Below are 12,449 nucleotides of genomic sequence, written 5' to 3'. Positions count from 1 at the left end.
ATATTACTCATTGAAGAGAGCATCTCTTCGATAAGAACATCCCACGTAACAGCGATGTTTATCTGCCGGGGCTTATCCTTTAGTGCTTTTCTCCAAAACCTTTAGTGCTTTTCTCCAAAACCTTTAGTGCTTTTCCCCGAAACCTTTAGTGCTTTTCTCCAAAACCTTTAGTGCTTTTCTCCAAAACCTTTAGTGCTTTTCTCCGAAACCTTTAGTGCTTTTCTCCAAAACCTTTAGTGCTTTTTCCAAAAACCTTTAGTGCTTTTTCCCAAAACCTTTAGTGCTTTTTCCCGAAACCTTTAGTGCTTTTCGCCCAAACCTTTGGAGAATCTTTTTCAAACCCGTTTGTAAAAACTTTTATCCCTTATCAAATCTTTCTCTAAACCGCTTCGCTTCCCCATTTCAAGGCTCGACCGGCAGAAATCACGCCTTGACCGGCAGGCTTCAAGCCTTGTTGCCTGCAAATCGGGGCTTGGTTTGAAAAAGTTAATCGCTTCAAAGGAACTTTTTATGCTGTTGGGGAGTTTTTCTGAAGCAGTTCTTAATATCTATCATTAACGCTATCTTTGTTCTATGAACAAGGCGCAGAAAGATTTGGTGGTGATCATGGGACCCACAGCAAGCGGAAAGACAGCCGTGGCAGCCCACCTCGCACTGCTTATGGGAGGTGTCATCCTGAGTGGAGACTCCCGACAGGTTTACAGAGGAATGGATATAGGAACAGGAAAAGACCTGGCAGACTACATCATCAACGGGACCAATATCCCCTATTATCTCATCGACATTTGCGAGCCGGGCGAGGAGTACAATATCTTCAGGTATAAAAAGGACTTTGCCGAAGTGATGAATGCGCTACCTAAAGAGACTCCGAAGATTCTTTGCGGCGGGAGCGGTCTTTACATCGAATCTGTTCTGAACGCCTACGAGATGGCAGATGTGCCGGAAGATCCTCTGTTTAGAAAAAGTCTCGAAGCCTTTAGCCTCGAAGAGCTGATAGAGCAGCTGAAAGCACACACCACTCTTCACAATAGCACCGATACCTCTTCACGAAAGCGTGTGATCCGGGCACTGGAGATAGCCAAACACCCCCACACCGGAACACTTCCGCACAAAGGCACTCCTTTGAGCTACGACCTGTTTGCAATAGAGATCAGCAGAGAGCTGAGACGAAAGAGGATCACCGAACGGCTTCATGCCCGTCTGCAAGAGGGGATGATAGAGGAGATCGAAGCGCTTTTGCGTGCCGGCGTGCCGGAAGAGATGCTGTTGCAGTACGGACTCGAATACAGATACATCACTCTCTATCTGACGGGTAAGCTAAACCGTGAAGCGGCTGTTTCTCAGCTGGAAATAGCCATACACCAGTTTGCCAAAAGGCAGATGACATGGCTTAGAGGCATGCCGAAGCGAGGTCTTAACGTGGAATGGGTAACGCCCGAAGCCACTCCGGCAGAGACGGCACAAAAGATATTGGACAGAATAAAACAAAAACAAAACGAGATATGACCCTATTGGAAAGACTTACTTCAAGCAAAAACTTCTTCCTGCTTGCCGGTCCTTGCGCCATAGAAGACAGGGATACAGTGATGCGCACGGCAGAAAAGCTGAAGGAGATAACAGAAAGACTACAGATTCCGCTCGTGCTCAAAGGTTCTTACAGAAAAGCAAACCGCTCACGGCTGGACTCCTTTACCGGAATAGGAGACGAGAAAGCGTTGAAGATTCTGCACGAAGCAGGCAAGACATTCGACCTGCCTACCGTGACGGATATTCACGAGACTTTCGAGGCGGAAATGGCTGCGGCATACGTGGATGTGCTTCAGATCCCGGCGTTTCTGTGCAGACAGACAGACCTTTTGGTGGCTGCCGCCAAGACCGGAAAGGTAGTAAACGTGAAGAAAGGACAGTTCATGTCTCCCTCCGGCATGCGCTTCTCCGCAGACAAGATCACCGAAAGCGGAAACCCTAACGTGATTCTGACGGACAGAGGAACAACGCACGGATATGGAGACTTGGTGGTAGACTTCCGAAGCATCCCCATAATGCAGGAGACGGGACACCCTGTGGTGATGGATGTAACCCACTCTCTGCAACAGCCCAACTCCTCTTCGGGCGTGACGGGAGGCTTACCGCATCTTATCGGGACCATCGCTCGCGCCGCCATCGCAGTGGGTGCGGACGGACTCTTTATAGAGACTCATCCCGACCCCTCAAAGGCTTTGTCGGATGGGGCTAATATGCTACCTTTGTCCAAGATAGAAGAGCTGCTTGCCTTGTGTGTTCGCATACGGGAGGCGGTAGCTCGACAGTAAAAGATTAGAACAAAAGATTTAGACCCCGAAAGAGATATGAAACAGAAAGCCTCTATCCTTACTGCAAGCGCTCTGCTTACAGGTCTGGTGGCTCCGGCTGTCGCTATGCAGAAAGGGCAACATCCTCTAAGGACAAAAGATGGGAAGCTGTTCAATGTGATCTATATCATGGCCGATGACTTGGGCTATGGCGATCTCAGCTTCTACGGGCAACAGAAATTTCGGACACCCGAAATAGATCGGCTCGCAGAGAGAGGAACGGCTTTCATGCAGGCTTATGCCGGAACATCCGTAAGTGCACCATCGCGGGCAAGTCTGCTCACCGGCTTGCATACCGGACATACCCACGTGAGGGGCAACAGAGAGATAGCTCCCGAAGGACAGGAACCGGTGGGAGACAGCACCACTTACACCCTCGGCAAGCTCTTCAAGAGTGCAGGCTATGCAACCGGAATATTCGGGAAGTGGGGATTAGGCTATCCCGGCTCGGAAGCGACACCCGACAAGATGGGCTTCGATGAGTTTTTCGGTTACAACTGTCAGCGGATGTCTCACCGTTATTTCCCCGTTTACCTTTGGGATAATGACAGAAAAGTGTTCTACCCGGAGAATGAAAACGACGGCAGGAAGACCTTTTCGGGTCATGAGATCCACCGCCGGGCATTGCAGTTTATAGAGCATCATCAAGATAAACCGTTCTATGCAATGCTGACCTATACGCTTCCGCATGCAGAGCTTAATCTGCCTCACGACTCCATCTACCATTCATACATCGGGAAGTTTCCGGAGGAGAAGCCGTTCGTTTACAGGGGCGGTTACCCCGCATCGGAGCGTCCGTACACCTCTTTTGCCGCAATGGTTGCGCAGCTGGACGCGTACGTCGGAGAAGTGGTGCGGAAAGTGGAGGAGCTCGGAATGGCAGAAAGAACCATCATTATAGTAACCAGCGATAATGGTCCGCACAGAGAAGGCGGAGCGGATCCGGATTACTTCAAAAGCTATGGTTCATTGCGCGGTGTGAAGAGAGACCTTTACGAAGGAGGCATACGCGTTCCGTTCGTGGTCTATTGCCCCGGACTCGTCCCGGCATCGAGGAGAGAAGAGACCCCGATAGCCTTTTGGGATTTGATGCCGACCTATGCCGCCATGGTGGGACGCACGCTGCCTGCCAAAACGGACGGGCACAACATATTGCCTCTATTCATGGGGAAGAAGCAGCCGAAGCTATCGAAGCGCACGCTCTACTGGGAGTTTCATGAAGACGGAGGCAAACAGGCGGTACGTCTTGGCGATTGGAAGCTGATCCGAACCCGGATAGCGACAGGCGGTCCCAAGCTAGAGCTGTTCAACATTGCCAAAGACATCAGGGAGGAACAGAACCTCATCGACCGCTATCCGAAGGTGGCGAAAAGCCTTGAAGCTATCATGGAGAGGGAGCGTACGGAGTCGAAGCTGTTCGATTTTGGTCGAGCCTCCTTTCTCAAGCGCAGTCAAGCACAAAAGGATACCACAAACTAAACATAAGATATAAGATATGAAGCCAACACTATTTGTTCTCGCTGCCGGAATGGGCAGCAGATACGGCGGACTCAAACAGCTCGACGGCGTGGGTCCAAGCGGAGAAACCATCATGGACTACTCTATCTACGATGCTCTCCGTGCCGGTTTCGGAAAGCTTGTCTTCGTGATCCGAAAAGATTTTGAAGAAGATTTCCGCAAGATCATTGTCTCAAAATATGAGAAGCACATCCCTGTGGAGGTGGTTTTTCAGGCGATAGACGCCCTGCCGGAAGGCTTCAAAGCTCCGGAAGGAAGAGAGAAACCATGGGGAACGAACCATGCCGTGATGATGGGCGAGAGCGTTATCGACGAGCCGTTTGCCGTGATCAATGCAGACGACTTCTACGGCAGGAACAGCTTTGAAGTCCTTGCCGAAGAGCTTCGCAACATGGCAGGCACCACAGGAAGATACTGCATGGTGGGTTATCGGGTCGGCAACACGCTTTCCGAGAGCGGTACGGTGGCCCGCGGTGTGTGCGAAAAGGATGCCGACGGCTACCTCACGACCGTTGTGGAGCGTACCGATGTTGCCAGAGTGGACGGCAAGATCTGCTTCACCGGAGACAATGGCGAGAAGGTCGAGACGGACGAACTCACTCCCGTTTCCATGAATATGTGGGGGTTCACTCCGGACTATTTTGCTCACTCGACCACGGCTTTTGTAGACTTTTTGCGTGAAAACATCAACAAGCCGAAGGGCGAATTTTATATCCCCTTGGTGGTAAACAATCTGATCCGAGACGGGAAAGCCACCTGCAAAGTACTCGATACGACCTCCAAGTGGTTCGGTGTAACCTATGCGCAAGACCGTCCGGAAGTGGTGGCAAAGCTCCAAAAGCTTGTGGATGAGGGCGAATACCCTAAGAAGTTGTTCTCTTAAACGCCCTGCAAGGAGCGCAGACTCCAACCGTCAATCCCCAAAACATAGCAGCATCAGCCGGAAGAGATCCTCGCCCGGCTGATGTTTTTATATCCGGAATCGCTCTCCGGCTGCCCTTTTGCTCCTCTCCGAAACGGCTTTGAAAGAAGAAGAAACGCCACTCCGAAACGAAAAGAAAAAACTTCTGAAACCAACGGGATAAAGCCTGAATAAAAAAATGATGTGGCTTACATCCGATTCTTGCGGTGTTTTCTTGGAATTGTTTTTGCGGTTTTCTCTGTTTCCTGTTATGGCGCAATGTCAAAGAGGTCGATGTCGAGCGTCAAAGTATTCACCCTGAGCATCCTTCCCGACAGAGCGGAAGGGAGTCCGAGCAGAACTTTGACCGCCTCGGCAGCCATGAATGAGCCGATCACGCCGGCAGTAGCCCCAAGCACTCCCACGACAGAACGGTCGGAGGCAGGGTCGTAGTCGGCAAAAAGATCGCGATACCCGCCACTGCCGTTGTGGTGAAACAGCGAGGTCTGACCGGTGAACTCCGACACGGCTCCATACAGATACGGAATGGAGAGCGCCGCAGCCGTCTCATCCATCAGGTAGCGAGTGGCAAGATTGTCGCAGCCGTCAATCAAAAGGTCATATCCGGCGGCTATGCGCATTGCGTTCTCCGTAGAGAAAGGTTCGTTGTAAGCGATCGGCAAGCAGGCAGAATCGAGCTTGTGCAGACGCTCAGCCGCTACAACGGCTTTCGGTCTGCCCAGATCTTCCTCCCGATAAAGGATCTGACGCTGGAGGTTGGAGAGGCTCACGGTATCGAAGTCGACAATCCCGATCTGCCTCACTCCGGCTGCGACGAGATAGTAAAGGATGGGAGAAGCGAGTCCGCCCGCACCCACGACCAATACTTTCTTGGAAGAGAGCCGGCGTTGTCCCGCCTCTCCGATCTCAGGGAGCATGGTCTGCCTCCGGTATCTCTCCGAGAAAGAGGCTTGAAGAGAAGTGTTCACATCCATTCGTCCCAGTCTTTCCACACAGGTTCGTATCCTTTTGCTCTGATTGCCGCCGCTATCTCTTCCACGCTTCTGCCATCGTTTATGACAAACTGTTCCAGCTCTTTGTGAGGAGCGGAAGCGTATCCGCCCGGCTCTGTGCTCGAGGCTGCACTCATCGTCGTAACGCCTATGCGCATTGCCATGTCCCGGAACTCCGCACTCTCTCTGGTGGAAAGAGATATATCAACTTCCGGGTCGAAGATACGGTAAGCGCATATCAGCTGTGCCATCTGTCTGTCGCTGATAGGATCTTTCGGCATGAAAGATCCGACATGAGGACGCAATCGAGGCAGAGAGATGGAGTATTTGGTCCTCCAGTGAGAGCGCTCCAGATAACGCAGATGAAGGGCAGTGAAGAAAGAGTCGGTACGCCAGTTTTGAAGTCCGAGCAGAGCACCTATACCTATTTTATTCACTCCCGCAGTACCGCAACGGTCGGGAGTCTCCAGCCTAAAGCGGAAGTTTGCTTTCTGTCCGCGGGGATGAAAGTCCGGATAGGTGCGTTCGTTATAGGTCTCCTGATAGACACAGACATAGCTGATACCGGCATCGACCAAGCGGGCATACTCTTCCGTCAGAAGAGGCTGAACCTCCAAAGAGATCTGCGCAAAGTGAGGACGCACGGCTTTTACGATCTTCTCGTAGTAGTCCGCATCCGTCAGACGAGGAGCTTCTCCCGATACAAGAAGAAGATGTCGGAAGCCCCACCTTTTCAGTACCTCTATCTCTTCCATCACCTGATCCACTTCCAGCTTTACTCTGTGAATCTTGTTATGACAGTTGAAACCGCAATAGACACAAGAGTTGGAGCAGTGGTTCGATACATAAAGCGGAATGTACATCTGGATGGTACGACCATAACGTCTCAGTGTAAGCTCTTCTGCCTTCTTCGCCATCTCTCTTAGAAACGGCTCTGCGGCGGGAGAGATAAGGGCTTTGAAATCTTCCGGAGTGCAACTCTCCTTGGATAAAGCTATCCGCACATCCCGGTCTGTCTTGTTGAAAATGGAATTCTCTTCGGTATCCCAGTCGTGCTTGATCAGTTCATCATAAAAGGTCATCGTCTCTCTTGTTTCAGGTTGGCATATCTTAATCGTTGAAAAATCCGTCTATCGGAGAAGTTGCAGACGCGCAGTTCATCACCGCCGGCAGTCCTGCCTCATAGGCTATGCGCCCTGCCTCTACGGCAAGTTTGAACGCTCTTGCCATTGCTACGGGATCGCCTGCACTGGCAATAGCGGTATTGACAAGCACTGCATCCGCCCCCATCTCCATCGCTTCCGACGCATGAGAGGGAGCACCAAGTCCGGCATCTATCACTACCGGGACACGGCTCTGTTCGATAATGATCCTAAGCAGATCACGAGTAGAAAGCCCTTTGTTGGTGCCTATCGGAGCACCGAGAGGCATTACCGCCGCCGCTCCTGCTTCCTCCAAATATTTACACAAGATAGGATCAGCCTGAATGTAAGGCATTACTATAAACCCCTCTTTAGCCAATACTTCCGTGGCTTTAAGCGTCTCGAACGGGTCGGGCAAAAGGTACTTGGGGTCGGGATGAATCTCCACCTTTATTATACGGGAGCCGAATGCCTCGTATGCCAAACGTGCTGCAAAGATCGCCTCTTCGGCGTTCCGCGTTCCGGATGTATTGGGCATCAACTGCACTCTGGGGCGTCTTATCGCTTCCACGAGACGGTCATGCTCATTGTCCGTTTCCACTCTCTTTAATGCCACGGTTACCAGCTCCGACCCGGATGCATCTATTGCCCGATACATCTGTTCGTTGGAAGCAAACTTCCCGGTGCCCAAAAACAGACGGGACGAGAAGCTCTGATCTGCTATGATAAGCTTTTCCATACTTTTTTATCTCTATCTCTTTGGTTTATTAAATTCTCTATTCACTGCCTCGACAAGGGTAACACTCTCTTCGTAGGGAGACTTGGCACGGTTGATAAGCCCCGAAAGCGCAACGCCTTGTACTCCCATCCCCGCAAGTTCTCCCAAATCTTCCTTCACGATACCTCCTATTGCAAAGAGAGGAAGAGGCAGGGGGAGCTGCCGGTTATAGGCAACCAATCTCTGCATACCCTCTTTCCCCAGTATCGGACTCAAGAGTTTCTTTGTCTCCGTATGTCTGTAAGGTCCCACTCCCACGTAGTCCACGCCTTGGAGAGCCCTCATTGCAACATCTTCCGGTCGGTTGCATGTTCCTCCCACAATCTTATCAGGTCCCAATCTTTTGCGAGCTTCCGATAGCGCAATATCTTTCAAACCCAAATGCACGCCATGTGCATCGCAGGCAAGAGCCACTTCGACATCATCATTGATAATGAGAGTACCGCCGTAGCTGTCCACCAACTTTTTCAGCGGAAGAGCCAAAGAAAGCCTCTCCGATGAGGTTGCCTCTTTCATCCGAAGCTGAATCCATCTCACTCCGGCATCAAGAGCAGCTTTCGCCCGGCTCAATACCTCTTCTTTGTCGTAACTGTCGGTGATATACTGCAAACGGCACGCCGATAGTCTCGCCTTTTTGGAAAGCAAGCCCGAATGGTCATGAGTGCCAAGGAGAGTGGCATTGGAGCGACGAAGAGCATCCACCAAAAGCTGGGATAAACGGCATGCCGTCGGAAGATCGTACCCTTGCGCCAGTCGTGTGGCTATACCTGCGGAGAGGACACATCCTGTCCCATGCTTATCCCAAGGGGTACGAGGAACGGTGAAGACGCGGCTCGTACCATCCGACAACAGGAGAATATCTTTCACGCAAGATGATTCGGAAAAATCTCCATGCCCTCCTTTCAGCAGGATATTCACACGATATTTTTGAGCCAAAACCATCAACTTCTCCGGCTGAACGGTACCAAACAACCGCTGACACTCCGGAAGATTGGGAGTTATAAGAGTGATGCTCTCCAACAGCTGCTCCAAGACATCTTCCTCCCAACGTTCATGGAGCGCATTATCCGAGGCTGACGCTTTCAATACAGGGTCCCAAACAATATGCCTTACTCCGTTCTTCTTCAACACCGAAGCGATGAGAAGAGCGTCTTCAAGCGAACTCACAAGTCCGATCTTGGCAGCCAACGGACGATGTTTTTCCAAAAGACATTTCAGAGGAGCCTTTATCTGCTCGGCGGGTATGGGCAGACACTTCTCAAAATGAAGCTCATGCTGCACCATGAGAGCCGTGATAACGGAAAGGGGATAACCGCCCAAAGCCTCTATGGCTCTTATATCTGCCGCCACGCCTGCACCCGAACAGGGATCATGCCCGGCGATGGTAAGCACTTCGGGACGAGGAAGTCGGAGAAAAGCCTCTTCAAGATTTTCCCCTGCCTCTGCGAGGTATCCCAGAACGGCACAGCCTGCAAAGCCCCAGTCCGAAATCCGGACAGCCCTCTCCGGAGTGATACCACCCAAAGCGATGACCGGGAATGGAAGCGAGGCGAGTTCGGCTCTGCACTGCTCTCTATCCAGACTTCCCCGATAACCGGGCTTGGATATGCTGTCGAACAGAGGGCTCAAAAGGGCATACGAAGGCACGAACGGCAATGCGCGCAACTCCTCTATGCTGTGAGCAGAAACGGATATGCGCCCCACTCTCTTCTGCCATTCCGCATACTCGGAAAGACGATCGGGGCGGAGATGAATTCCTTCAACTCCGGCGGTCTCCACCAAATCGAAATAGTCGCAAAGCACCACTCTGTGCCGATACTCCGGCTCGATGGCGCATATTGCCGCTTCGTAAGCCTCACGAGAAGCATTCGGAAGTCGCAGATGAAGGGCTTCCAATCCCAAGGCAAACAGACTGTTGTATCTGCCTATAACCTTAGGGGAAGCATCGGGAGGTGTTATTACTATAAGCATTGTTCCTTGTCTCGTTAGGGAATAGATGTGTTCTTCTCCTGTTTATGCTTCCTCTTTTATTCTGTTGTGCAGGTTTTTGGACGCACGCATAGAGCAGAAATGTTCTCCGCACATCGAGCAGAAGTGAGCCGTCTTATGCCCCTCTGCCGGGAGTGTTTCGTCATGAAACTTCAGTGCGGTCTCGCTATCCAAAGCGAGGTGAAACTGATCTCTCCAGCGGAATTCGTATCGAGCCTTGCTCATGGCATAGTCTCTGAAGTAAGCCGAAGGGTGTCCCTTGGCAAGGTCTGCCGCATGAGCTGCCAGCTTGTAGGTAATCACACCCTCCTTTACATCGTCTCTGTTCGGAAGACCAAGGTGTTCTTTCCGTGTAACATAGCAGAGCATGGATGTGCCGTACCACCCTATCATGGTTGCTCCGATAGCGGATGTTATATGGTCGTATCCCGGTGCAATGTCTGTAACCAACGGGCCAAGCGTGTAGAATGGAGCCTCATTACAGAGTTCGAGTTGCAGCTCCATATTTTCCTTTATCTTCTGCATGGGAACGTGTCCGGGTCCTTCGATTATAACCTGCACATTGTGTCGGTCTGCAATGCGAGCCAGTTCTCCCAGTGTGCGAAGCTCGGCAAACTGCGCCTCATCATTGGCATCCGCAATGCTTCCGGGGCGAAGACCGTCACCGATGGATACCGCCACATCGTAGCGTGCAAGGATCTCGCAAATCTCCTCGAAGTGTTCGTAAAGGAAGCTCTCCCGCTTGTGCATCGTACACCAATTCGCCATAATGGCTCCTCCACGAGAGACTATGCCGGTAAGCCTGTTCATTGTGAGCGGAATGTGTTGCCAACGAAGACCGGCATGGATAGTGAAGTAGTCCACCCCTTGCTCTGCCTGCTCTATGAGAGTATCCTTGTAGATCTCCCAGCTGAGCTTGGAAACATCCCCTTTTACCTTCTCTAAAGCCTGATAGAGAGGCACTGTACCCACCGGTACGGGCGAGTTTCTCACAATCCATTCACGTGTTTCGTGGATGTTGCGACCGGTAGAGAGATCCATTATTGTATCCGCTCCCCAGCGAATGGCCCACACTGCCTTCTCCACCTCTTCCTGAATGGAGCTGGTCAGAGGCGAGTTCCCGATATTCGCATTCACCTTTACCAGGAAGTTCCGCCCTATAACCATCGGTTCGCTTTCGGGGTGATTGATATTGGCAGGCAGGATGGCACGCCCGGCTGCTATCTCTTCACGGACAAACTCCGGCGTGATAAGCTCCGGAAGATGTGCGCCGAACGACTCCCCTTTCTCCTTCTTGTACTGCCCTTTGATCTGATCGCAGAGCTGATTTTCACGGATAGCCGCATACTCCATTTCGGGAGTGATGATGCCGGCTCTGGCATAAGCCAGCTGTGTAACGCACTTGCCCTCCTGCGCCACAAGCGGATGATCTTCCAGGTGTTCAAAGCGAAGATAATCGAGACGACTGTCTGCACGACGCTCTCGACCATATTCGGAAGTGAGGTTCTCCAACCTCTCCGTATCTCCGCGAGCGGCTATCCACTCTTGGCGGAGCTTGGGCAGTCCCTTGCGTGGATCCGCATGATAGTCCGGATCTGTATAAGGACCGGAAGTGTCGTACACCACTACCGATTCGTTTTCTGTCCGTACACCTTTGTCGTCAATAGTAGGAGAGAGATCTATACGGCGCATCGCCACTCTAATATTGTGCATCTTGCCGGGAACGTAGATCTTTACGCTGCCGGGCAGAGGCCCTGTCGAAATAGTCAGATTTTCTGTTTGGTCTTTTGCTCTCATCTTATAGCTTTTTCTTTTTGATGTTATTGTGTGATATGTTTTCTGCGTTGTGTGGTTCATCCGCCCCGTACTGCTCCGATGATGAGTATATCATCTCCCGGTCGGATTATGGTCTCTGCCCATGCCGTACGCTTGATGATGGTTTTATTGATAGCGACGGCGACATGCCCATTCTCCCATCCATGCTCTTTCAGGATGGTTTCCAGCGAACTGTTTTCCGGTATCTCTATCCGTTCTCTGTTGAGTGTAATCTCCATATTTCCCCGTAGATTTAATACGTTAAACAAGCATACAAATAAAAAAAGGCAGCTAAGCCGAAGACTTAACCACCATGAATATCAAAGGGGAAAATGGACAAAATATAAAGCTGCAACCATGGCGCAAACGCGCCACCGTATGATGAAGACTTCTTTTCCCTACGCCGGCATTATCCGGATCAGGTTACGGGTATCATCTCAGCCTATACACGATATTCTGCTTACACAGATCCATATATATGGCACCCCCAAGAATGTTGATGGGTTAGTCTTTTTGCCTAACCGAGCACAAAGGTACACTATTTCCCGAAAGATCAAATGTTTTTTATAAAAAAGTAGCCGACAGACGGCAAGAAAAGAGACATCTCCACTCTTGATCCCCTCTCCTGCCCCCCTTTTACCCCCACCCATTTTTCTCCAAACGTGTCTAAGAGTCTCTCTAAACGTGTACACTTCAGCTCTTTAACAGATTAAAAAGTGAAAATCGAGGTTTGAATACCGGAAATCAAGCCTTGACTTCCAACATTCAAACCTTGACTATCAAAAGTCAGGGCTTGAATGGAAAATGTAGAAAGGTTCAAGAGAAGATCTGTTCGTATTAAATCTCTTTTGTAAACAGGTTCGGGAGAGAAAGATGTATGGAATAGAGCAAGAGTAGAAGCAGAGAATCCGGAAAGAGAAAAGGAGAGAAGAGGCATTGCGC

Annotated in this window: 10 protein-coding genes and 1 riboswitch; of the genes, 4 read left to right on the top strand and 6 right to left on the bottom strand. The window is 50.9% G+C overall.

The genetic code is table 11. From position 1 onward, the window contains the following. Positions 1-573 precede the first annotated feature (573 nt). From miaA to HQ29_RS03505, 4 genes are read left to right on the top strand one after another with little or no spacing between them, the layout of a single operon-like run. On the top strand, positions 574-1,506 hold the full coding sequence (gene miaA / locus HQ29_RS03520) for a tRNA (adenosine(37)-N6)-dimethylallyltransferase MiaA (RefSeq protein ID WP_036867580.1): 933 nt from the start codon (positions 574-576) through the stop codon (positions 1,504-1,506). Further along, a complete protein-coding gene (kdsA, locus tag HQ29_RS03515) occupies positions 1,503-2,312 on the top strand; it encodes a 3-deoxy-8-phosphooctulonate synthase (RefSeq protein ID WP_036867578.1) in 810 nt (269 codons plus the stop codon). Before miaA ends, kdsA begins: the two co-directional genes overlap by 4 nt. Positions 2,313-2,348: 36 nt before the next feature. Then, complete coding sequence (locus HQ29_RS03510) at positions 2,349-3,830, top strand: arylsulfatase (RefSeq protein ID WP_052089759.1); 1,482 nt, start codon at positions 2,349-2,351, stop codon at positions 3,828-3,830. 16 nt (positions 3,831-3,846) lie between these two features. Then, on the top strand, positions 3,847-4,752 hold the full coding sequence (locus HQ29_RS03505; RefSeq protein ID WP_036867576.1) for a glycosyltransferase family protein: 906 nt from the start codon (positions 3,847-3,849) through the stop codon (positions 4,750-4,752). Between the two features lie 287 nt (positions 4,753-5,039). On the opposite strand, the gene HQ29_RS03500 is transcribed toward HQ29_RS03505, so the two are convergent. The 6 genes from HQ29_RS03500 to thiS are packed head-to-tail and all read right to left on the bottom strand — an operon-like array spanning position 5,040 to position 11,746. Next, positions 5,040-5,765, bottom strand: coding sequence for a HesA/MoeB/ThiF family protein (locus HQ29_RS03500; RefSeq protein WP_036867574.1), 726 nt, complete (start codon positions 5,763-5,765; stop codon positions 5,040-5,042). Beyond that, the gene (gene thiH / locus HQ29_RS03495) at positions 5,756-6,865 is read right to left on the bottom strand and encodes a 2-iminoacetate synthase ThiH (RefSeq protein ID WP_036867572.1); all 1,110 of its coding nucleotides are present in this window, start codon (positions 6,863-6,865) and stop codon (positions 5,756-5,758) included. The genes HQ29_RS03500 and thiH overlap by 10 nt, the downstream gene beginning before the upstream one ends. Before the next feature lie 28 nt (positions 6,866-6,893). Then, complete coding sequence (locus HQ29_RS03490) at positions 6,894-7,664, bottom strand: thiazole synthase (RefSeq protein ID WP_036867570.1); 771 nt, start codon at positions 7,662-7,664, stop codon at positions 6,894-6,896. A 12-nt stretch (positions 7,665-7,676) separates the two neighbouring features. Next, positions 7,677-9,674 (bottom strand): thiamine phosphate synthase, encoded by a 1,998-nt coding sequence (gene thiE / locus HQ29_RS09845; RefSeq protein WP_052089757.1) that lies wholly within the window; start codon positions 9,672-9,674, stop codon positions 7,677-7,679. A gap of 42 nt (positions 9,675-9,716) precedes the next feature. Then, positions 9,717-11,489, bottom strand: coding sequence for a phosphomethylpyrimidine synthase ThiC (thiC, locus tag HQ29_RS03480; protein WP_036867568.1), 1,773 nt, complete (start codon positions 11,487-11,489; stop codon positions 9,717-9,719). 56 nt (positions 11,490-11,545) lie between these two features. Continuing rightward, on the bottom strand, positions 11,546-11,746 hold the full coding sequence (gene thiS / locus HQ29_RS03475) for a sulfur carrier protein ThiS (RefSeq protein WP_036848169.1): 201 nt from the start codon (positions 11,744-11,746) through the stop codon (positions 11,546-11,548). A 138-nt stretch (positions 11,747-11,884) separates the two neighbouring features. Further along, positions 11,885-12,006: riboswitch (TPP riboswitch) on the bottom strand. Positions 12,007-12,449 lie beyond the last annotated feature (443 nt).

The sequence above is a fragment of the Porphyromonas canoris genome (assembly GCF_000765975.1).
GTDB lineage: Bacteria > Bacteroidota > Bacteroidia > Bacteroidales > Porphyromonadaceae > Porphyromonas_A > Porphyromonas_A canoris.
Note: the sequence above shows the minus strand (reverse complement) of the source record. Positions and strands in the feature narration are given on the sequence as shown.

Excerpts from the sequence above, each read along its gene's own strand:
- miaA (WP_036867580.1), top strand. The coding sequence starts at position 574 with ATGAACAAGGCGCAGAAAGATTTGGTGGTGATCATGGGACCCACAGCA.
- kdsA (WP_036867578.1), top strand. The coding sequence starts at position 1,503 with ATGACCCTATTGGAAAGACTTACTTCAAGCAAAAACTTCTTCCTGCTT.
- HQ29_RS03510 (WP_052089759.1), top strand. The coding sequence starts at position 2,349 with ATGAAACAGAAAGCCTCTATCCTTACTGCAAGCGCTCTGCTTACAGGT.
- HQ29_RS03505 (WP_036867576.1), top strand. The coding sequence starts at position 3,847 with ATGAAGCCAACACTATTTGTTCTCGCTGCCGGAATGGGCAGCAGATAC.
- HQ29_RS03500 (WP_036867574.1), bottom strand. The coding sequence starts at position 5,765 with ATGGATGTGAACACTTCTCTTCAAGCCTCTTTCTCGGAGAGATACCGG.
- thiH (WP_036867572.1), bottom strand. The coding sequence starts at position 6,865 with ATGACCTTTTATGATGAACTGATCAAGCACGACTGGGATACCGAAGAG.
- HQ29_RS03490 (WP_036867570.1), bottom strand. The coding sequence starts at position 7,664 with ATGGAAAAGCTTATCATAGCAGATCAGAGCTTCTCGTCCCGTCTGTTT.
- thiE (WP_052089757.1), bottom strand. The coding sequence starts at position 9,674 with ATGCTTATAGTAATAACACCTCCCGATGCTTCCCCTAAGGTTATAGGC.
- thiC (WP_036867568.1), bottom strand. The coding sequence starts at position 11,489 with ATGAGAGCAAAAGACCAAACAGAAAATCTGACTATTTCGACAGGGCCT.
- thiS (WP_036848169.1), bottom strand. The coding sequence starts at position 11,746 with ATGGAGATTACACTCAACAGAGAACGGATAGAGATACCGGAAAACAGT.